This is a genomic window from Armatimonadota bacterium (assembly GCA_036504095.1).
Taxonomy (GTDB): domain Bacteria; phylum Armatimonadota; class DTGP01; order JAKQQT01; family JAKQQT01; genus DASXUL01.
Map to the genome: position 1 here is coordinate 48554 of DASXVS010000031.1, position 21881 is coordinate 70434.

At 61.1% G+C, this 21881-nt stretch carries 21 protein-coding genes and 1 pseudogene; 19 read left to right on the plus strand and 3 right to left on the minus strand.

Annotated elements, in window-relative coordinates:
* Positions 1 to 107 precede the first annotated feature (107 nt).
* Positions 108 to 494 carry a secondary thiamine-phosphate synthase enzyme YjbQ gene (locus tag VGM51_06440; GenBank protein ID HEY3412679.1) on the minus strand — a complete coding sequence of 129 codons (387 nt, stop codon included), beginning with the start codon at positions 492 to 494 and terminating at the stop codon, positions 108 to 110.
* A 187-nt stretch (positions 495 to 681) separates the two neighbouring features.
* Between VGM51_06440 and dapF the strand changes: the two genes are divergently transcribed.
* From dapF to VGM51_06465, 5 genes and pseudogenes are all read left to right on the plus strand, one after another.
* Complete coding sequence (dapF, locus tag VGM51_06445) at positions 682 to 1500, plus strand: diaminopimelate epimerase (protein HEY3412680.1); 819 nt, start codon at positions 682 to 684, stop codon at positions 1498 to 1500.
* A 432-nt stretch (positions 1501 to 1932) separates the two neighbouring features.
* A complete protein-coding gene (locus VGM51_06450; GenBank protein ID HEY3412681.1) occupies positions 1933 to 2754 on the plus strand; it encodes a hypothetical protein in 822 nt (273 codons plus the stop codon).
* Between the two features lie 75 nt (positions 2755 to 2829).
* Positions 2830 to 2919 (plus strand): annotated as a pseudogene (locus VGM51_06455) (diaminopimelate epimerase).
* Between the two features lie 478 nt (positions 2920 to 3397).
* A complete protein-coding gene (locus tag VGM51_06460) occupies positions 3398 to 3604 on the plus strand; it encodes a hypothetical protein (protein HEY3412682.1) in 207 nt (68 codons plus the stop codon).
* 1593 nt (positions 3605 to 5197) lie between these two features.
* Positions 5198 to 7939 carry a discoidin domain-containing protein gene (locus VGM51_06465; GenBank protein ID HEY3412683.1) on the plus strand — a complete coding sequence of 914 codons (2742 nt, stop codon included), beginning with the start codon at positions 5198 to 5200 and terminating at the stop codon, positions 7937 to 7939.
* Positions 7940 to 8033: 94 nt separating this feature from the next.
* On the opposite strand, the gene VGM51_06470 is transcribed toward VGM51_06465, so the two are convergent.
* Complete coding sequence (locus VGM51_06470) at positions 8034 to 9905, minus strand: hypothetical protein (protein ID HEY3412684.1); 1872 nt, start codon at positions 9903 to 9905, stop codon at positions 8034 to 8036.
* 38 nt (positions 9906 to 9943) lie between these two features.
* Complete coding sequence (locus VGM51_06475) at positions 9944 to 11953, minus strand: CARDB domain-containing protein (GenBank protein HEY3412685.1); 2010 nt, start codon at positions 11951 to 11953, stop codon at positions 9944 to 9946.
* A 345-nt stretch (positions 11954 to 12298) separates the two neighbouring features.
* Between VGM51_06475 and VGM51_06480 the strand changes: the two genes are divergently transcribed.
* The 14 genes from VGM51_06480 to VGM51_06545 all read left to right on the plus strand — a co-directional run.
* Complete coding sequence (locus VGM51_06480) at positions 12299 to 12487, plus strand: type II toxin-antitoxin system HicA family toxin (GenBank protein HEY3412686.1); 189 nt, start codon at positions 12299 to 12301, stop codon at positions 12485 to 12487.
* A 3-nt stretch (positions 12488 to 12490) separates the two neighbouring features.
* Entirely contained in the window at positions 12491 to 12709 is a 219-nt protein-coding gene (locus VGM51_06485) for a type II toxin-antitoxin system HicB family antitoxin (protein HEY3412687.1), read from the plus strand.
* 142 nt (positions 12710 to 12851) lie between these two features.
* A complete protein-coding gene (locus VGM51_06490) occupies positions 12852 to 13259 on the plus strand; it encodes a hypothetical protein (protein ID HEY3412688.1) in 408 nt (135 codons plus the stop codon).
* 57 nt (positions 13260 to 13316) lie between these two features.
* Positions 13317 to 15431 (plus strand): excinuclease ABC subunit UvrB, encoded by a 2115-nt coding sequence (gene uvrB, locus VGM51_06495; GenBank protein HEY3412689.1) that lies wholly within the window; start codon positions 13317 to 13319, stop codon positions 15429 to 15431.
* Positions 15432 to 15488: 57 nt separating this feature from the next.
* Entirely contained in the window at positions 15489 to 15710 is a 222-nt protein-coding gene (locus VGM51_06500; GenBank protein ID HEY3412690.1) for an addiction module protein, read from the plus strand.
* Between the two features lie 337 nt (positions 15711 to 16047).
* Positions 16048 to 16254 (plus strand): type II toxin-antitoxin system HicB family antitoxin, encoded by a 207-nt coding sequence (locus VGM51_06505; protein HEY3412691.1) that lies wholly within the window; start codon positions 16048 to 16050, stop codon positions 16252 to 16254.
* Positions 16251 to 16475, plus strand: a complete 225-nt coding sequence (locus VGM51_06510; protein HEY3412692.1) for a type II toxin-antitoxin system HicA family toxin — start codon at positions 16251 to 16253, stop codon at positions 16473 to 16475. Before VGM51_06505 ends, VGM51_06510 begins: the two co-directional genes overlap by 4 nt.
* Before the next feature lie 179 nt (positions 16476 to 16654).
* Positions 16655 to 16936: a hypothetical protein gene (locus VGM51_06515; GenBank protein HEY3412693.1), complete on the plus strand. Its 282-nt coding sequence runs from the start codon at positions 16655 to 16657 to the stop codon at positions 16934 to 16936.
* 232 nt (positions 16937 to 17168) lie between these two features.
* Complete coding sequence (locus tag VGM51_06520; GenBank protein HEY3412694.1) at positions 17169 to 17333, plus strand: Trm112 family protein; 165 nt, start codon at positions 17169 to 17171, stop codon at positions 17331 to 17333.
* A 265-nt stretch (positions 17334 to 17598) separates the two neighbouring features.
* Positions 17599 to 17856: a hypothetical protein gene (locus VGM51_06525; GenBank protein HEY3412695.1), complete on the plus strand. Its 258-nt coding sequence runs from the start codon at positions 17599 to 17601 to the stop codon at positions 17854 to 17856.
* Positions 17857 to 18416: 560 nt separating this feature from the next.
* Complete coding sequence (gene rpsL / locus VGM51_06530) at positions 18417 to 18833, plus strand: 30S ribosomal protein S12 (protein ID HEY3412696.1); 417 nt, start codon at positions 18417 to 18419, stop codon at positions 18831 to 18833.
* 148 nt (positions 18834 to 18981) lie between these two features.
* The gene (gene rpsG, locus VGM51_06535) at positions 18982 to 19452 is read left to right on the plus strand and encodes a 30S ribosomal protein S7 (protein HEY3412697.1); all 471 of its coding nucleotides are present in this window, start codon (positions 18982 to 18984) and stop codon (positions 19450 to 19452) included.
* Positions 19453 to 19535: 83 nt separating this feature from the next.
* Positions 19536 to 21626, plus strand: a complete 2091-nt coding sequence (gene fusA, locus VGM51_06540; GenBank protein ID HEY3412698.1) for an elongation factor G — start codon at positions 19536 to 19538, stop codon at positions 21624 to 21626.
* A 114-nt stretch (positions 21627 to 21740) separates the two neighbouring features.
* On the plus strand, positions 21741 to 21881 hold a 141-nt coding region (locus tag VGM51_06545; GenBank protein HEY3412699.1), incomplete at its 3' end, for a GTP-binding protein.

Genomic DNA, 21881 nt, shown 5'->3' on the forward strand with positions numbered 1-21881 from the left:
GTCAGGATTCAGTCTTGGTCCCGGCCGTTCGCCGGTTCATGCGACTGACCGGCGCATTGCCCGTCCTGCCGAGCCTGCACTGAATCCCGAATCCTGACCCTTGAATCCTACGTATATATCCAGACCTCGCGGTTTCGCGGGCCGTCAAACTCACAGAGGTAGATGCCCTGCCACGTGCCCAGCATCAACGTGCCGCCTTCCACGATGACCTGTACACTGGGTCCGGTGAGCACCGTCTTGATATGGCTGTCCGAGTTGCCTTCTGCGTGGCGGAACCCCGCCTCGCGCGGGATCAGGCGTCCGAGATAAGCCAGGACATCGCGCTGGACGTCCGGATCGGCGTTTTCGTTGATCGTGACCGCGGCGGTCGTGTGCGGACAGAAGACCGTGACCACGCCATCGGCGCCTCCGCCGTCCTGAACCGCCTGTTGGACCTGCCGGGTGATATCGACCATTTGCTCGCGCGCGGCGGTCCGAACGCTTATCTTGCGCATACCCATACCAGCCATCATAAACCCAACCACGGTTCGCGGGTCAAAGTGCCGCGAACGAACCACAGAGGGCACGGAGGAAACTGAGGGTCACGGAGGCACGATGCAGATACCCTACCTGCACCTCCGCGGATTCCGTGTACTCCGTGGTCGTCACATATGCTCCTATAATGTTGGCGGAGGACAGGCAGTGAAGTTTTCGAAAATGCATGGGTTGGGCAACGATTTTATACTGGTGGACGATCTGGCGAGGGCGATCCCGGACGACAGCCTGCCGGAACTGGCCGCTCGCTTGAACGACCGCCACTTCGGCATCGGCGGCGACGGGCTTATCCTGGTTCGACCATCCGAGGTCGCGGATTTCAATATGCGTGTCATCAATTCGGACGGGTCTGAGGCCGAGATGTGCGGCAACGGTATCCGCTGTTTCGCCATTTTCCTTCACGAGCACGGATTGACGGAAAAGAATCCCGTCCGCGTCGAGACCGGCGCCGGCGTCCTGACCCTGGACGTCCACGGCTCGAACGTTACGGTTGATATGGGCGAACCGCGCCTTGACCGCGCCGCCATCCCAATGGCGGGTGAGGGGACCAATTTCAACGTCCCGTTGACCGTCGAGGGCCGCGAGTTCTTCGTCAACGGCGCCAATATGGGCAACCCGCACGCTGTGATCTTCCTGGACACCCTGGACGGCTTCGCCTGGGAGCGTTATGGCCCCCGGATTTCAACCCACTCCCTCTTCCCGGCGGGCACAAACGTCCACTTCGTTGAGCAGACGGGCCCGAACGAGGTCAGGGTCAAGGTCTGGGAGCGCGGCGCCGGCCCCACCCTGGCTTGCGGAACCGGCGCCTGCGCGATCACGGTTGTTGCCGCCAGCCTCGGCAAGACCGGACGGAAGGTGAGGGTCAATCTCCCCGGCGGCCCGCTTCAGATCGACTGGCGGGCGGACAACCATGTCTTCATGACCGGCCCCGCCGTTGAAGTCTTCATCGGCGAAATCGAAGTGTAGCCGCGCACGTGGGGCGCCCGACGGCTGGGGCGTGTGCCTGCTATACTTACGGAAAGTTTGGTGACATCGAATCAGAGGAGGGGCGCAGAATGGCGCTAAAAACGCAGGGGGTACTCGATCTTGTCAACCGAGCACTCAATCGAATACCGATGCCCTATGGAGAAGACATAGTTGACGATGTCGCCTTGGACATCAAGAAGCACGAGTTAAGTCAGTACAATGCCCTTTGCGGGCCACTCACATCGAGCGTCGTGAACTGTTGGATCGGTCGCTGGACAAGCATCATCCTGAAACGGACTTCGGCAGGGCAGTTCTCAGCGACGAAAGGCAGCATCATATCGAGTTACAGCAAGTTGCCCTAGCGGCAGAATTGAGAGACGCAGTGATACCCGGCGTCGCGACTACGACCTAGACCTCGACAAGGAGATGTTCGTGTTACACACCTATCCAACCGCGACCAACCTTGCGCACTCCGTCGCGGGCAAGAGGTTTATGATGCGGCCCGTGTGCATGGCGTTGTCCGCATCCATTGCGATACTGCTGCTTTCGTCGTGTTCCAGCCCGTCCTTCAATGAAGCCCAAGCGCTAGGTGAGGCACAGAAGATCGTAAAGGAGCAGTTGAAGAGCCCTTCCACCGCGCAATTCTCTGAAACTCGAATCCTAGATCGGACCAAGAAGGCGGACGGAAAGCCAACTTATCTTGTTTTGACGACAGTCGATGCCCAAAATAGCTTCGGTGCAATGCTCCGTTCCCACTTTCTCGTAGTTATACGGTTCGAGAACGAGAAGCACGACCGATACCTTTCGTATAAGGGTCGGTCGACGCTGGAAATCAGGGGAGACACGCCAACCGAGGAGGAGATAGCGGTAGCTAAGGGCATGAACGACTGGTCTGATGAGGCCGCGAAAGATGTTGGAGGCACAACCGTCCCAGCGGTCAAACCTTCGCCACCCTTAACCGAGCGGCCCCCCGAACGTGCAAAGTGGGCGGATTTGGAGTCAGTTGTCCAGGCTGATCTTTCAAAGCGATTCGGCGGGCACAAACGCGTGTGGTTCTTGCCGGACGAATCAGGTGCGGGCGGCCGGATTATGACCTTCTGTGTCGAGGTACCCGATGGTAGTACTCGCAAGGTAACGGAGGAGTTTCGCGCCGATCCGGGCCAAGACAATCTATCTGAGGCGGAGAAGAAGCGCCACTGTTTCTACTCCGTGGAAGTTGGTCCGCCAGCGAGCAGCCTTCCCGCCAATCCATAAACCGGGTTATTCCGGTTGGACCCATCTGTTGCTGGGGTATTCAGCGCCCAAACGGAGGACCGTTTTGGTTAGTGCGGCCCGCTTCAGATCGACTGGCGGGCGGACAACCATGTCTTCATGACGGGCCCCGCGGTCACTGTTTTTGATGGCGAGATCGAGGCCTAACGGCACCAGGCGTGCTTGCGGAGTGGGCATTTGGATACTAGCAAGTTGACATAACGCGGTGAACCGCGACAAGCTGACGTATCACCAGCTACCTCTTCTGCAATGAGCTTCTACGTGAGGTCCGACGATGACTGAAACGTTCTTCTGCGTAAACCGGGCATGTCGCAAACAGATTGACTCAACCGCCACCCACTGCCCTTCCTGTGGGGCAGACCAATCCCCTCCCTGGGTGAATCCGGCTTCGATCCGAACGCGTACGTATACTTGCCCGTCCTGTGGCGGTGTGTTTCCTGCACACGCGGAGTCATGTCCGCGCCGTGAATTCGGTCAATCACGGGAAGACCCCTCCAGGCCGTTGGGTTCCCGGGCAGCTTCGCCAGGTCGGGGTTTGGGGCCTGTCCACTCGGGAGCTGCACTTACTCCGCTACCTGACCCGGCATCACTCACCCCTGCGTGCCAAAGGAAACTGATCACCACGATGTGGTCCATTTGGCCGTTCATCTGGATCATGTTGCTCACCAGCCCTGGCGACAAGATGATTATGTCGTTTGGGTTCGCTCTTGATGGCGTCGCGATCATCATAGCGATCATCCTCGTGGCTTCAAAGAGCAGGATTGACAATGCCCACGGGTGGGCTAAGATTGCGCTAGAGATCGTAGTCTTCCTCTTCGTGGCCAACACCTAGCGCTGTTGACGACTAGTGTAATGCCGCCAATGGACCCTACGACATTCAATACCGGACTTCCGCTTCAGATCGACTGGCGGGCGGACAACCACGTCTTCATGACCGGCCCCGCCGTCACCGTTTTTGACGGCGAGATCGATGGCTAGTACAGGTTCGTCAGGCAACCTTATACAGGGTCTTCCGAGGTCAAGCGTAACCCCGATTTGAGCGTGAAATTGGGCTGAAATGGCTCAAATTCGATGCCCACTTCTTGACACCTCCCGGCCCTTGAAAAGCATGTTTTCCGTCGCGGGACCCGCTACAATACTTTTCATCAGAGTTCAAGGCAAGGTTTTGATCGTGCCGCATGGGGAGGTTGTGGAACCCCTTTACCCGCGAACCGCATGAACGGGATGCAACTCTGACCGAGGCGTCGGGCTGATGGGATAGCCCACTCCGCAAATCGATGAAGGCCGGGGGTATCGCCTGGAAAGGGCCCGGCCGGCGCAGCCGAAAGGCCGCGACGGTCGCAAGTCCGGAACAGGGAAGATAGCCCGGCTGGAGAAGAGCGGAGAGCCTCCTGCCCCCGCTACCCGAAAGGGTTGGCGGAAGGGTGCGGTCCTTTCTTGAGACCGGGCACTGCCTGGTTGAAGGAACGGGGCGATCCGCCGAAATGAAGGCGAAAGCCATCAGGACAGCGGGTCCGGCGGTACGGGCAAAGCGCTTCAGCGCTTTGGAGGGCGGAGCGTCCTTAACCGGGAAGAGCGAAAGTTATCACCCGGGCAGTTCGCTCCTGGTCGTAAAGCAGAAATGCGGTGCGACTGGTGGGATGTTGGACCATCATCTCTGGCTAACGCCGGGAATGTGGCTTGGCAGACCTGCCCCGCGGCGAAAGCCAGTCGTACAATCGAGGCCTCGACCGTTGGATGCGAAAGCATCGCGATAGGGGACCGCCGGCGGAACGCCACCGCGAAAGCGGAGGCGTCTCCGATCCGAAGGAGGCGAGGGCGATTCCGGGGGATGTGCCGCGACCGGCAACGGTCCGGCAACAGCATCACCCCAGCGATGGGCGATACCGGGCTCCAACCCGGGCAACGGGGTTGGAATCAAGGGCGCCCATGCCGATTCCGGTTTGCGCCGGAATTAAGGCCCGAAGACCCGCAAGGGTCGTGAACGGAATCTGGAACCGGGCCGGAAGCGCTCCCTCGGGAGTGTGAAAGGAACCGGAACCGAACTCGGCGAACCGGGGGAGTTCATCTTTCGAGGTGGATGACCCGGGGAATCGGGAACGGACCGAAAGGACGGACCCGTTCTCCGCCCGTCTCAACCGGAGAGCACGATCAAATGCGGCCACCGCAAAGCGGCCGCGGCACGGGGCCGGTCCGAAAGGGCCGGCCCCCTGTTCGTTTTGGCGGCGCGCCCGTGCAACCCTTCACCGGGATACTGTGGGCACTGAGGCATCGGGAAGATGCATACAGCATTTGCCCGGTGGCCAACCTCCTTCCAGACCGAGTGGTCGCGCTTGTCTCCTCCCGGCCGCCTTGCATACAATGGCCCGTTGTCGATGCCGGTCCCTGTCGGATGCGGCACTTTCCTGAGGAGACCTTTCTGACGATGAGAATGAACCGAACAGTGAGGGCGCTGGCTGCTGTAGCGCTCATCACATCCGCCGCCAGGGCAGACACGGTGTATCTTCGCCGCTATCAACGGGTGGAACCGTACAGGGTCACGCCGGTGCAATGGGGTGACAAGTCCTACACCTATATGGATGCGGCCGATACCACACTGGATTCGCGCCACCCGGACGACAGCTTCGGCGCATCGAAGGCCCTCACGCTCGAACCCCGACAGCGGAACGTTGTGCTCATTCAGTTCGGCCAACTGAACCGGGCAATAGACCGGCGCTCCCGCATCACCGACGTGAAACTGGTCCTTCACCCCGTGCCGGGTCGCTTCACGAAAGACGTCGACATCACCCTCCGGCGCATATCCACCGAGTGGCGTGACGGCGGCGCCGACGGCCACCCGATGTACTGGACTTCGACATGGAACCAGGCGCTCAGCAGCCCTCGCGCGAATGGGGTGGGCTGGTCAAAGCCGGGTGCGCAGGGCGGATCGGACCGACGCAACGACCCAAGCCTCACAACCGATACATCCGTGGGCTACAGCGTGGCCACCAACACCTGGACTATCACCGGTCCGGGACTGGTGGAGGACGTCGCATACTGGTTCGGCAAGGCGTACAAGAACTTCGGCTGGGCCATCGAAATGCAGAAGCCGGACGCCGCCCGCGGCCCCGTGCAGGTGTACAGCTCTGATGTGATGGAGGCGGATCTGCGCCCGGAACTGGTGGTGACCTTCGAACCGATGCTCAACGAGGGCGAGCAGAAGGGCGTTGACCTCAACGTGACGTTCATCGCGCGCACACCGCGCTACCTTCGCTATCACGATGATGGCGTTAAGAGCTACGAGCGGAAGGCATACCGCGACGACAATCCGGGGATTATGAAGTTCCCGTTGAACGGAGACACAAAGAAGTGGCCGGATAAGGGCGAAGTCCTCACTTATACGGCGACCATCAAGAACTCCGGGTTTGACAGGTATCGTGGCCCGGTGGATTGGGAGTGGCGTTACAACGGCCGGCTGTTGAAGAAGGGTGTGAAACAGGTCGAGCTGGATGCGGAGCAGACGGCGACGGAGTCCATCCAGATGCCGTGGATCGGCGACCTTTCGGACATCCGGGACGAGAAGCTGACGTTTGAGATCGATCCCAGCGACAGGATATCCGAGATCACGAAGAACAACAACCTCGAGAGCCGCTACATCAAGGCGCGTACGTGGAAGTATTGGGTGGAGCGCGATGCCTATGAGTATGGCAAGCAGTTCCTGACGGCCTACGGATCGTATTCGTACGAAGACTATCTGAAGTGGCACGAGCACATCTGGAACGAGACGTACCTGGACAAGTCCCGGTTTGACGGGCTGGCGCCGGATGGAAGCCTGCAGCGCGTCGCTCTGGACGATTTCGAGATCGTGCCGACCGGGCGCCTGAGCGGCGGCATCCACCGGTTGGACGACAAGCCGGACTTCCATTGGGACGGCGAATGGGGCACCGAGTGGTTGAAAGGCGACCAGTTGAAGGATGCCGCGGCGGTGAAGAACGCGCAGAACTTCCTCCGCGGACAGCGCATCTTCCTGGAAGGTTCACTCATCCATGAGGCCAGCCACCAGGTGTTGGGGGCGTTCGATGTCTACTGGTCCAACATCGAGCCACCTACCCTGACCGAACCGGGCAAACAGCACGCCAAGGACGGCGGGCAATACTATGTAACGCGTGGTGATATGTATGCCTACTCCGGACTGATGGGCGGCGACGACACGCGGCCAAACGACCAGTACACCGAGGGCACAGGCCTCTATGCAGGCATCGATGTGCTGGGGTTCAACTCCGACACACCGTACCGCAACGGGTTCTATGGTGAATGGCAATATGACCTGCCGCGGTCCATTTCAGTGCGGCTGCTGGCCGCGGATGGGGAACCGATCCCGTACGCAAAGGTGAAAATCTGGCAGTTTAGCGGGATGAAGATCACGGACGACAACGTCGTGGCGGAAGGGCTGACAGCCGACGCGAACGGCGTGCTGAAACTGCCCGACCAGGATTCCGGTGAAGCCTCGGACGTGACGACCGCCACGGGACACACGATGCTTAAGAAGAACCCGTTCGGGCGGATCGATGTCGTGGGCTCCAACACCCTGCTGATGCTCAAGATCGAAGGGTTCGAGCAGAAGGACTACCGATTCGTGCGGACCGTGGATCTGAACCGGGCGTACGCGGAGGGATACCACGACGCCTATATCGAGGACGTGGGAACACAGATTTCACCAACGAAGGTGGACTGGGCGACGAACCTCGCCAAAGGAAAGGCTGTCCAGTCGGTCTTGAACCCCGGCGAGGCCGCAAAACTCACGGACGGTGACCCGGAAACCACCTGGAACGGAGGGCCCGCGCCATCGGGCAGTTACATGCAGATCGACCTTGGCGCGCCCGTACCGGTGGCGGCCATCCGGCTGTTGCAGAGCGCGTCGTACGGTCAGTTCTTTCAACGGTTCAAAATCGAGGCCGCCGATGACGCTTCGTTCCGGACCGGAGTGACCGAACTGAGCCGGCAGTTCCCGCTGAGCTTCGCCAAGGCGATGAGCGATGACCGCGATATCGACCCGGCCAGCCCGGCGATACATTGGGTCACTTACGGCGCACGTCCGACGACGGCGCGTTACCTTCGGATCACGTGCCTGCAGAACACCGACGGCGTGGCGATGTCGGAGATTCAGGTGTTCGGAGCGGCGCGGTAGACCAGACTCCAAATGGCCTCCACCGGGCCGCCGCCAGAGGGCGGGTCGTCGGTGGAGGCCATTGTCGTGTGTATGAGCACGGCAAACTCAAGCATCAACCGCGAATATCTGTCCACGATTCGCCGGGTCCAAGGCAGACGTTATGCTCAACGCCTTCGATGCGGAAAGTCCTGGCCCGCGGCGCAAGGTTCGTGATGGAAAGCACACCATTGAGTTTCCTGTATTCGATGGCGAGCGAAGGAGCATCCAGGCGGACATCACCGTCGCCGACCAACCTCGGCGCGATTTCCAGGTCAACGTCCAGGGCGATCCGAACGCCCAGATAGTCGTGGATGAGGACCCATGCAAAGACGCAGGGATACTCATAGTAATGCGTCGATCCGTGGAAATCGGTGCCGTCGGCATAGTAGACGTGCCCCATGTCATAGCGCTCTGCCATATGCCAGCCGCTCTCTTTGCCCTTGCGAGCGACCGCCAGCAGCTGCCCCAGCAACACTTCCCCTTCGCCCCGGCTATGCCAGTATGCGGCGTCCCAGCACCACGTTCGGGCCATCGCGCAACTGTCGAACGGACCGTGGATACCGATCTCGCTGTCCGTGTAGTCGGCAATCCGCGCGGATACGAACGAGGGGAACCGCTGGAACTCGGCGAACTCGTCTTGGACCAGTTTGGCGACGGCTTCCGTCTGGTCCTCCGTCGCCCACCCGAGCAATGGCGGCAGAATGTTGGCGGGCAGTTGCATATGGTCGTGTGGCACGCCGCGCCGGTCGATCCAATCGACGAAACGCCGGTTTGCCGGATTCCAATGCCCTTCAGGGAGCGGCAGGGACAACCGTGCGGCGATGCGCTCCGAAAGGTCCGCGAAATGCCGCGCCTGATCGATGCGCCCGAGGGCCGTTTCCAGTTGGGCCAGTAGCCTCAGGGCGTTGGCGGTGAGGGCCGTACTTTCTGTGGAGCATCCGTCCTTGATGACGGCGTCCTCATAAAACGCGTGAGCTTCCAGCCAACCGTCCGGATCAATGAAGCGCACGATCTGCTTCGTGGCGCGTTCCATGTCTTCAATGCGCGCCTCCAGCCAGGCGCGGTCCTTCGTGAGAGCGTAGTAAAGCCACGCGTTTTCCTGGACTTCCGCGTTGCCGGACAGGCGGAACATCTGTGCTTCGTTCGAACCGTCGAGCGTAGCACGCCGCCAGAAGTACTCGCGTACGCCATCGGGCTGTACAGCGCACGGGCAGCCCCAGAATCCGTCCGGGTTTTCCCGCATCATGCGCAACTCGAGGTCGATCATCCGCCCGACGACGGCGAGATCGACTTCGTCTCCGAACGCAATCCGTCCTTTGATGCCGAACTCGTGGTCGCAGGCGGGGTAGGTGCCGGCGAAGCGTTCGGTGGAGGGTGAACTCCGGACGAACCCGTCGGGATCCGGATACGAAGCGCCCGCGGTGCGCTCTACAATGCACGGGACCATGGTATCCCAGTAGAACGCGGCGAGCGCCTCCTCGAACTCCTCGCCGTGCTCGACCCGGAAAGAGAAGCGGTTTCCCATGGCATCGGCTCTCGGCGGGCTTGAATGCTCTTCGGAAGAGCAGGCAGGCCCTTCAACCTCAACCCCGCCTTCCCGCGCGCGGACCGTGGCGCCTCCGCGAACTCTGACGAGGATACTGGGGCGGCCGCTGCCGGAGGGGGCGAGCAGCCACACCAGCCCCTCGCCCTCAATGCGGTGCTCGCCAAGGACGTCCGGCAGGACGAAGAGCCCACCTTTCTCTCGCCGAACAATGGTGGCGCAACCGTCCGCGACCTTGAGGTGGAGGCGGCTGAAAGAACGCTGATCGGTGCTGCTAACCTCCGGCTGCTGGCCCGGCACTGAAGTACCGGTCTGACGGGCCTTCGGCCAATCGTCCTCCGGACGAGGGATGCGAATGGCCGCGTCAGGGTTGTGCTGAGGTTCGTCCGGCATATCGTTCATGCGTGTGCCCTTTCGTCTTTCGCCCTCGCCGCCAAAGCCTACTCCGGCGCCATCTCAAGCGTGAACGTGGCCTCCTCGCGGTGGCCGCGCGCGTATTCCACCACGAAGTCCGTGATCGGCAGGAAGCCGTAACGCCACGCTGCGCCATCCTTGGCGCGGACCAGAAACAGCCCGTTGTTGCCCACCACATCGATGTGCCCGAATGGATTCGGCTTCAGCGTCATCCCGGTGGCTGTCGTGAACTCATTCTTGACCGGGCGGTTAGCCAATACCAGACGCCCCTGGGCGTCCGTGGTGCCCGTCTGGATCGGATCATCCGCGATGCCGCCGTCATGCTTCTGGTACACGATGACCTCAGCGTTGGCCAGCGGTTTGCCTGCAACCGTCAGCGAGAGGGTGTTCCGCGTCGGAACCGCATAAAGGTATTCACCGAAGTAGCCTCGCCTCTTCCCATAGGTGAGCTTCATGCCGGCGACGTCGATATTGGCATAGGCCGGCGCGGTGTTGGGGCGAATGTCGCCGCCGCCCATCATGCCGCCGTTGGGCTGGCTGAACGGCTTCCCGTTCACCTTGTTGGCCTGCGCCGCAAGGTCCAGGTTGTAGTCATCGATGATTCCGATCTGGTGAGTCAGTTCGTGGTCGAGGGCCCACATGTAGGTGTTCGCGAGGTTCCGGTACTCGGTGGCGCTGCCGGTCGGGTACTTCCAGGAGCCGTCGTATGTACCGAACGCCGGGCCTTGCTCCACGTCGTCGGTGATCTTGTCCACGACGACGATCCGGTCGATCCGAACCGAGGTCGGAGCGCCGTTCGGCGCGAAGTCGTACCGGCTGTGCTTCATAATGCGGTTCATGTTGTCCACGGTCGCGCCGCGGAGCCAGTCCTCGTAGGAGAACGAACCGTAGTAGTTGTTCACGCCATCGACGAGTTCAGTCATCCCCTTCTCGCAAAACGCGTCCAGGGTATAGGCGTCGGTGTTGAAGGTGAGCACGTTGTTCTTCCGGGTGATCTCGTCAAGGGTGTTCCCGGTATCGACGCGCGCCTCGAACGGATAGGCTCCCTGCTTCCAGTTCCAGGGCACGTTAACCGTTGTTTCCTGGCGTGGCTTCAGCGCCGGCACGCGTGCTTTCTTGACGAGCTTTCCATCGATTCTGCACTCGAACTGCGTCGCTTTGGACGCGTTGCGTCCAACGTTGCGGATGTGGACGCCGTAGGATACCTTCTCGCCCGCGGAAGGCCAGTGTTTGGCCTCGGCTTCGCCCGGCACCATTTCGGGATAGCCGTTCTCGTACTTGGGGAAATATCGTCTGTAACGCGGTGTTTGCTCCGCGTAGGTCACGGTGAGGTCGGGACGATCGAGGCTCGACAGGAACCACTTCAACGGTTTGGCGGCCTCGAACCGGGCGTTGTCCAGCCAGAGCTTGTAGCTGTAACCGCCGGTGTCCGCATGGACCTCGAAGCTGGCCAGGTGGCGCCAGTCGAATCCAGTGTCAGCCTGCAGCCTCCAGCCTGCGATGGAGGATCTTGCCGTGGCATCGGCTCCTATGGGCAGCCGCACCTCCACCCAGTCCTTCAGTGCGCCGGAGAGGATTCCTCCGGGGCTGAACTGGCGGCCCGTTTTCGGGTCCGTTCCCCCGTACTGCGCCGCGCGGCCCTGCATATCGTGGAAGATGAACCAGGGATCGCTGCCGCCCCAGCCGTTGGCGTTTTCAGATTTCAGGGAGACCCTGAACTCGGTCGCCTTGGACACATCGAGGTCCAGGTCCTTGGTGTCCGGGAAATAGACCCAGGCGTCGAATCCGCTGCCCGTATCAAACAAGATGGAGCTGTCGCCGGTCGTCTTCACAGCCTTGTCGCCGGTGATGGTGTTGAAATGCTCCTGGTCCGTGGTACCGTAGCCCCAACGGCTGGTGAGGCGGGGCTCCGTGAACTCGCCGGCGATGAATGCTCCCGCGCCGCGGCCTCCGTTGGGACGTGCGCAATATCCGGCGCGGTCCAGCAAGGCGAGAACGGCGAACGCAAGGGTGAGTGATCTACCTGTACGGCTCATGGGGTTTCCTTTCGACTGAGGTCACGCGACAGTATGCGCGGCGCCACGGTGCATTATATTGCGGATGCGCCTCAGTGGGGCAGGCGGCAAGAATCAGGATTCGAAGCAGAACCGGATCTCAGCCGGAGCGGCCACATTCATTGATCGCATCGCCCCTTCCGTACGATTGTTCGCTCCTCGCCGGGCGGGGTATAATGTGCGGTATGGAAGATCGTTTTCAGATAGTATCCGACTACCGGCCGGAGGGCGACCACGTAACTCCTGCGCCAGTTGATCGTAGGCGGCGTCTCGGCGCCTGTGGCATAATACGTTTGGGAATGTGATTGCCCCAGGGAGTTTGCCATATTGAAGGTCCGCGATGTGCTGAGGCGACTGAACGAAGATGGCTGGGTGCTCGTCAGGACAACGGGCAGCCACCGCCACTTCAGGCGGCCGAACAGATCGGGGATCGTCACTGTGTCGGGACATCCATCCGACGAGCTTGCGCCGGGAACGCTTCGCAGCATTTACCGCCAGGCGGGCTGGGAGAAATAGCTGGTGACCAGGGAATATTTGGTTGTTTACGAATCCGCCGCACAGAACATCTCGGCATACGTCCCGGACCTCCCGGGTTGCGTCTCGACGGGCGCGACGATGGATGAGGCCAAGCGCAACATACGGGAGGCTATCGAAGGACACATCTCGGTGATGCGCGAATGCGGCGAGCCCATACCGGAGCCGACCTCACGGGCCGAGGCCATGCTCGTCTCGGCCTGATCTCCTTCGCCGCGTCATCCGCCCCTTCGCGTCTCAGCGTCGCTTCGCCCACACGTTTGTTCGCTCCTCGCCGGGCGGGGGTTAATGTGCGACATGGAAGACCGTATTCAGATGGGCTCCCATGACCCCCAGAGAGACTCCGATGACCACAATCGAACGCGCGGCGGACCTGCTGGCATGCAACCTAGATCTAGTCGTCCTTCGCGAGGAGGACACCATCCAAGTCCGACCCATTGCGCCAACCGGATTCCTAGTCCAGATCACGGAGCAACGCGGCACCTTCACGGTTTACTATGACGGCTGGCACGAAAGTTTCGACGATGCGGACACAGCTTTCCGGTGCTTCGCTTGGGGGTTATCCAGTCATGCACGGCTGAAGGTCGTCTCGGCGCGCGGCATTGCCTACAGGTGGACGGCAGAAACGCTGATAGATGGGGAATGGGGGGTAGTCAGCACGACTGGACTTCTGTTCTGGCCTTTCTGGCGGCGCTCAACGACTCGGTATCTCCAGAATGAAGCGTTGCTCGATCCCGACGTTTGGATTGGCTGAGCAGCTTCTCAGTCGCACGTTTGTTCGCTCATCGCCGGGCGCGGTATAATAGCGGTTATGGAAGACCGATTTCAGATAGTGTCCGATTACCGGCCGGAAGGGGACCAGCCGAAGGCCATCGCCGGTCTCGTGCAGGGCGTCGAACGTGGCGACCGCATGCAGACGCTCGTCGGCGTCACCGGCTCCGGCAAGACGTTCACCATGGCGAACGTCATCCAGGAGGTCCAGCGCCCCACGCTCGTTATAGCGCACAACAAGACGCTGGCCGCGCAGTTGTGCTCCGAGTTCCGCGAGTTCTTCCCGCATAACGCGGTCGAGTACTTCGTCTCCTATTACGATTACTACCAGCCCGAAGCCTACATCCCGCAGACCGACACCTATATAGAGAAAGACTCGTCCATCAACGACGAGATCGATCGCCTGCGCCATGCGGCCACCCAGGCCGTGCTGGAGCGGCGGGACGTGATCATCGTTGCCTCGGTTTCGTGCATCTACGGCCTCGGATCGCCGGATGAGTACATGCGCCAGATCCTTCCGCTGCGCGCCGGGCAGTCCTATCACCGTGACCCCATCCTTCACCAACTGGTTGAAATGCAGTTCAGCCGCAACGACATCGCCCTCACGCGCGGCACGTTCCGCGTGAAGGGGGATACGCTGGAGGTTCACCCGACCGACGAGGAGGTCATCACCCGCCTGGAGTTCTTCGGCGACGAACTGGAACGCATCCGCATCATGGACCCCCTGACGGGAGAGGTCCTTCGAGAGCAGGAGCGCGTGACCTTCTTCCCCGCCAGCCACTTCGTCTCGAGCAAACAAACCATCGACCGGGCATTGAAACAGATCGAGCAGGAATTGGAGGAGCAGCTGGCGTACTTCAACAGCGTGAACAAACTGCTTGAAGCCCAACGCTTGGAGCAGCGCACGAAGTACGACATGGAGATGATCCGCGAAGTCGGGTTCTGCAGCGGCATCGAGAATTACAGCCGCCACATGGATGGCCGCGAGCCCGGAACGCCTCCGAACACGCTGCTGACCTATTTCCCGGACGATTTTCTGTGCTTCATCGACGAGAGCCACGTCACGATTCCGCAGCTCAACGGCATGTACCACGGCGATATGAGCCGGAAGACTACGCTCGTCGATTTCGGGTTCCGCCTGCCCAGCGCGAAGGATAACCGGCCGCTGCGCTTCGAGGAGTTTCAGGAGCGTATCAATCAGGTGGTGTTCGTGTCCGCTACGCCCGGCCCGTTCGAGAAAGCAAACTCCGAGCAGACCGTCGAGCAGATCATCCGTCCGACCGGCCTGCTGGACCCGGAGGTCGAGATCAGGCCTACCCGCGGCCAGATCGACGACCTGCTGGGAGAGGTCCGCCGCCGCGCCGAGAAGGGTGAGCGCTCACTCATCACCACGCTCACCAAGCGCATGGCGGAGGACCTGACGGAGTACCTGGTCAACCTGGGGGTGCGCGTGCAGTACATCCACAGCGACGTCCAGACTCTGGAACGCAGCGAGATTCTCCGCGATCTCCGACTCGGCGAATACGACTGCATCGTGGGCATCAATCTCCTCCGTGAAGGCCTCGACCTGCCGGAGGTCACGCTTGTCGCGATCCTGGACGCGGACAAGGAAGGTTTCCTCCGCTCCGAAACCTCGATGATCCAGACGATGGGGCGCGCCGCCAGAAACGTCGGCGGCCGGGTCATCATGTACGCCGACCGGGTGACGGACAGCATGAAGCGCGCGATGGACGAAACGCTCCGCCGCCGCGCCATCCAGGAGGCGTACAACATCGAGCACGGCATAGAGCCCGCGACGATCATCAAGGGCATCCGCGACCTGCTGATGAGCGACGAGGCCGGCCGCGTATCGGAGAGCAAGGCGCAGTATAGCCCCTCGCTGGAGACGGGCGTGTTCGACCAGGCGGAACTGCCCTCGGCCATCGAGCGCCTCAAGGAGCAGATGAAGAAGGCCAGCAAGGAGCTGCGTTTCGAGGACGCCGCCGCGATGCGCGACCGCATCAAGCAACTGGAGGCCTTGCGCGACGACACCCTTCCGGAAGCGGATATGAGCGCCGAACTCTGGGGCCGCAACAAGCGCCAGCGCCCGGAGGGCGAGCCCCAGAAGCCGGACATGCTAACCAAGCACAAATCCGGCGGGCGCCGGAAGAGGTAGGTTGCTAGAATTGCGAGCAGGTGTGCTGCTAACGCAGATGTGAGAGGAGATGGCCAAATGTCATCGACGGCAAAGAGCATTTTGGAAAGCGCGCTTGCGCTGGCGCCGACTGAACGCGCGGAAATCGCGGAAGGGCTGCTATCGAGCTTGGACCGACCGGACCCGAGCATCGATGCCCTTTGGGCTGAAGAAGCAGAGAGACGCATAGCAGCGTATGATGCGGGTGAGGTGCCTGCAATCCCCGCCGACCAGGTATTCGCAGAGGCAGAGCGACTGTGAAAGCGCGCTTCCTTGGCGCGGCCCGAACCGAACTGATGGACGCCGCACGCTATTACGAGACGCACCGTCCAGGTTTGGGTGCCGAGTTCGTCAACGAAGCGCGCGACACGGTTGCGCGCGTAGAACAAATGCCGAGCGCCTAAATGCCGCTATCAGGGGATACGCGTCGATGCTTGATGCGACGTTTTCCATATGGTGTGATATACCAAGTCCGCGTCGATGGCATCATTATCATAGCGATTGCCCATCTCCATCGGGAGCCGGAATACTGGTCGGGGCGTTCCTGAGGCCGCCGGAAGCGGTAGGACACTAGAATGTACGGTGTGGAGGTGAGGCCTTGAGACAAGTGGTAATGTACCCCGGGGAAGACGGATGGTGGGTTGTGGAATGTCCCAGCCTGCCGGGCTGTGTCAGCCAGGGTCGCACCAAAGAGGAAGCGGCCGCAAATATCCGGGAGGCGATAGACCTTTACATCGATGTCCTGAGGGAACGCAACGAAGCCGTTCCGGAGGAGACGTTCGGCGCCTTAGTGATGGCTGTATGAGCGGCCTGCCCCGTATTTCCGGCCGTGAGTGCGTTCGCGCGCTTGAGCATATCGGATTCAAGGTCGTGCGCCGCAAAGGTTCGCACATCGTCCTCGTTCGTGAGTCGCCGGCGGCTCAGATCGTCGAACCGGATCACCGCGAACTGGATTCTGGGACACTGCGGGCCATCATCCGGCACTCCGGTCTCGGCGTGGACGAGTTCAAGGCGCTGATGGGTTGAACCCCATTTCGACGAGCCAGCCCGGTAACAGGCGGGCGGGCGGCGGAAGAGGTGGCGATCAGGGCGTCCAGGAAATAGCCTCGGTATGAAACGCGTCATCGCTGCGGGACGTATGGTTGCCTGGCGGGACGAATCGGCGTCCACACTGGCCGGGATCCGGCATCGGGAGGAGAAGGCAAATGGCGGAAGCAGGGGCGGCAGCGGCCGCGGCGGCAGCAGTCGCAAACGCAATCAAGGCGATGGGCGCGATCGTGGAGGTGACGCCTGAGGATTTCACGTCCATCGTGGCGCGGGCCGAAAAGCCGATCGTCATCGTCGCGAACGGGGGCTGGTTGCAGCCCAAACACCAGTATCTCACGTCCTACAAGGGATTCGTCTTCCACGCGCACTCCGACGACTTCTTGATGCTGGACTCGGACGTCGAACTCCTCACCGCGAAATCGATCTGGATACCGGGGTAGGGCTGAGGGGCAAGGGCTGAGGGCTGAGGGTCCATTGCCCAAGCCCGACAACCCGGAACCCGGAACCCGGAACCCGGAACGCGGAACCCGGAACCCGGAACGCGGAACGCGGAACCCGGAACTCGGAACTCGGAACCCCGAACCCGGAACCCGGAACGCGGAACGCGGAACCCGGAACCCGGAACGCGGAACCCGGAACCCGGAACCCGGAACTCGGAACTCGAAACCCATTATGTCTATCGATCCGAAACTGCTGGAATTGCTCCGCTGCCCCGCCTGCGCGGAGCGGCCCGAACTTCGCGAGGAAGGCGACGAACTCGTCTGCACCGTCTGCGCGCGCCGGTATCCGGTCGTGAACGGCATCCCGCGCCTCGTTGTGGAGCAACCCGAGGAGTAGCCTCCCAGCCAGGGGGAACGCTATGTGGAAATGCTCGAACTGCGGGAACGAATGCGAAGATAGTCTTCTGGTGTGCTCATCCTGCCAGACGCCGAGAGCTGCCACTCAGCCCCGGTTCTGCCCCACTTGTACGCGTCTGATCCCTGTGGGTGAGAGTGAGTGCCGATATTGTACCGATCCAGGTCCCCGGGACCACGGGGAAGACGCGCCGCCGAAGCCATCGCCACAGCGCAAGACCAGAACGCGCGAGGAAACGATCCAGTGGATGCAGTCATTTCTGCGAACCCTCGCCTGGGTTGCCGTTGCCCTGTTTGCGGTCAGGGCTTTTCTGGCTTGGGACGCAGGCTCCTTCAACGGCATGCCGACCGGTCTCGCGGATCTGAAGGTCCGCATGGATGTGAATACGGTGCTTTCGTATCTCTACGACGCTGCCTATTCCTGGATCATCCTCATGGTCATCGCGGAGGCCCTTGGCCTGTTGCTGGCCATAGAGAATAATACTCGCCCTTCGCGTCCGGGCTAGGCCGGGCGTGCGGGGCGGATGGCCGGCACAATCTGAAAGCCGGGCGATTGACGATGTAAGTTGAATTGGGGAATCTGAATCCCAATCCCCAACTCCCAATCGCCAAGACCTCTTTGTCTCACATTTGACACATCAACCTTGGACAAGCGTCGTTGACCGTGTTATACTGGTGAAGGCGTCTGCTGGCTGCGTTCGAGCGTGGCTTGACAGTCGGCACACGTTGGGCTATAGTTTATAGGCCGTGCTCTTCGGAGCGCGGCTGGCATATACAGTACGCATAGCATAGGAGCACGGCGCCCGTCAGGGCGCAGAGCTGCGCGGTGAAACCGGTCCGTCCAACGGACAAGGTCCCGCGTTACGAAGGGGGCATCTGGCCACACAGGACTTCCACGCAGCAAACGTCAATTGACAGCGTTTCGTCCGTCTAGCCCCCTTGCGTCTCGCGCAAGGTTTTTTGTTTTTTTGGGGGCGTCTGGTTTCTGGATTCGGGTGTCGGTCCCGGTCCGCTAGAGAACCCGCCGCCCGGCACCGAAACACCCGACAACCAGAGGAAAGTCTGAATGCCGACCATTAACCAGTTGGTTCGTAAGGGACGCAAGAAGGTGGAGAAGAGAACCACCACGCCTGCGTTCCACGTGGAGTTCAACTCCGTGAAGCGCAAGGCCAGCCCCACGCCCGGCGCCCCGCAGAAGCGTGGCGTTTGCCTGGTGGTTCGCACTGTGTCGCCTAAGAAGCCGAACTCCGCACTGCGGAAGATCTGCCGCGTACGCTTGAGCAACGGCCAGGAAGTGACCGCCTACATCCCGGGCGTTGGGCACAACCTGCAGGAGCACAGCGTCGTGCTGATCCGCGGGGGCCGCGTCAAGGACCTGCCTGGCGTGCGTTACCACGTCGTCCGCGGCACGCTCGATACGTCCGGCACCAAAGATCGCCGCAAGAGCCGCAGTAAGTACGGCACGAAGAAGCCCAAGTCTTAAGGTCTTGAGGTTTGAGAATTGAGAATTGAGGTCCGGTTTCGGTCTCAACTCTCAAGTCTCGCATCTCAAGTCTGTTTCGGAGGCGCACCGCTGCCCTTAGGGGTGGGACAGGACGGCCTCCAGGTCTCTTTAAGGAGAAGATGGTAATATGCCTCGCAAAGGCCCCGCGCCACGGCGCGAACTGCTGCCCGACCCGATATATAACGACCGGCTGGTGACGCGATTCATCAACCGCCTGTTCACCCGTGGCAAGAAGAGCACGGGCGAGCGGATCTTTTACACGTCGATGGAAATCGTGGCCGAAAAAACCGGCCAGCCGGCCATCGAGGTATTTCACAGGGCTATCAAGAACGTGATGCCCGTTGTGGAAGTGAAGCCCCGCCGCGTTGGCGGCGCCACATATCAGGTGCCGACCGAGGTCCGCTCGGAGCGCCGCGTGGCTCTGGGCATCCGCTGGATGATCAATGCGGCCCGCAAGCGCGGTGGCCGAACAATGATCGACCGGCTTTCGGGGGAACTGCTGGACGCCGCCAATAACACGGGGTCGGCGGTTAAGAAGCGTGAGGACACGCATCGGATGGCCGATGCAAACAAGGCGTTTGCTCACTATCGTTGGTAACGGCGTGTGCCAGGTGACGGATTGGGGTGTCAGGCTTCCAGTCTGACACCTTGTGCCTTACACCGGACACCTGGAGTATTATAATGGCTAGGCAATATCCGCTCGAGAGAACTAGAAATATCGGCATCGCCGCGCACATTGACGCGGGGAAAACGACTACTACGGAGCGCATCCTCTTTTACACGGGGCGTCTGCACCGCATGGGCGAAGTGCACGACGGCGCCGCGACCATGGACTGGATGATTCAGGAGCAGGAGCGCGGCATCACGATTACGTCCGCCGCCACAACCTGTTTCTGGCGCGACCACATGATCAACATCATCGACACACCGGGGCACGTGGACTTCACCGTTGAGGTGGAGCGTTCCATGCGCGTTCTGGACGGTGTCGTGGCCGTGTTCTGCGCGGTCGGCGGCGTTCAGCCGCAGTCCGAAACCGTGTGGCGCCAGGCAAACAAGTACAAGGTCCCGCGTATGGCGTTCGTCAATAAGATGGATCGCGTAGGCGCGGACTACTTCAAGGTTGTCGAGCGAATGCGCGACCGCCTTGGCGCCAACGCCGTGTCGCTCCAGGTTCCGATCGGCGCCGAATCGTCGTTTGCGGGAGTGGTTGACCTCATCACGATGCGCGCGCTCATCTACACTGACGACCTCGGCACCACGAGCAACGACGCGGACATTCCGGCCGACCTCAAGGATATCTCGATTGAAGCGCGTGAGGCTCTCATCGAGGCGTGCGCCGACGTCGACGACACGCTGATGGAGAAATACCTCGACGGCGAACCGATTACGCCGGAAGAAATCCGCCGCGTACTTCGCGTGGGGACGCTCAGCGGGCAAATCGTTCCGGTTCTGTGCGGTTCCGCGTTCAAGAACAAAGGCGTCCAGCCGATGCTTGATGCCGTCGTGGATTTCATGCCCAGCCCTGTTGATGTTGGCGCCGTGCCGGGCATGGACCCCGAGACCGAGGCTCCCCTCACCCGCGAGCCGAGTGACGACGCCCCGTTCTCCGCGCTGGCCTTCAAGATCATGGCGGACTCGTACGTCGGCAAGCTCACGTTCTTCCGTGTCTACAGCGGAAAAATCAGCAAGGGCTCCTACATCTATAACTCCAGCAAGGGCAAGAAGGAGCGCCTGGGGCGCATCCTCCGAATGCACGCCAACCAGCGCGAGGATGTAGAGGAAGTTTACGCGGGGGACATCGTCGCCGGCGTCGGTATGGGTGACATCACCACGGGTGAAACGCTTTGCGACGAAAAGGCTCCGATCCTTCTGGAGAGCATCACCTTTCCGGAGCCGGTCATTTCCATCGCCATCGAGCCGAAGACGAAGAGCGACCAGGAGAAACTCGGGACCGCGCTGGGACGCCTCAGCGCCGAAGACCCGACCTTCCGGATGCGAACGGATATCGAAACGGGCCAGACGATTATTTCCGGAATGGGCGAGCTTCACCTCGAGATCATCCAGGACCGCCTGTTCCGCGAATACAAGGTTGAGGCCAACGTTGGCGCGCCGCAAGTGGCTTATCGCGAAACGATCAAGAAGCCGGCGAAGGCGCACGGTCTGTTCAAACGGCAGACCGGCGGCCGGGGCCAGTTCGGCGATTGCTACCTGGAAGTCGAGCCGTTGCCCGCGGGCGAAGGCTTTGAGTTCCTGAACAAGGTTGTTGGCGGCGCCATTCCGCGTGAATACATCCCGTCGATCGAGGCCGGTTGCCGCGAAGCGTGTGAGAGCGGCGTCATTGCGGGCTACCCGCTTGTCGACGTCCGGGTTTCCGTCGTCCACGGGTCATACCACGAGGTTGACTCGAACGAAATGGCGTTCAAGATCGCCGGCAGCATGGGGATGAAGGAAGCCGTCCGCAAGGCTAGCCCGGTCATCAAGGAACCGATCATGGCCGTTGAAGTGGTCACGCCGGAGCAGAGCATGGGCGACATCATCGGCGATATCAACAGCCGGCGCGGCCGAATCGAGAGCCTGGAAGACGGACACGGGGAGAGCAAGATCATCAAGGCGATGGTGCCGCTTTCCGAGATGTTCCAGTACGCAACTACCATCCGCAGCATGACCCAGGGGCGCGCTTCCTACACGATGGAGCCGAGCCACTACGAAGAGGTTCCGAAAAGCATCGCGGACGAGATTATTCAGAAGACCGGCGTTAAGCACGCCGCATAGTAACGGACCGGGCCGGTTGCGCATTTCGAGCGTCCGCGAAGCGGCCCACTAGAGCAGATCCGGTAAATAGCCGGACCTCATAACTTGAACTGATCCAAAGGGGAGGCATTTCAAATGGCCAAGCAGGCGTTTGAGCGAACAAAGCCGCACGTGAATATCGGAACGATCGGTCACGTGGACCACGGCAAGACGACGTTGACGAGCGCAATCAGCAGCGTGTTGGCGAAGAAAGGTCTCGCCAAGAGACTGGCGTAT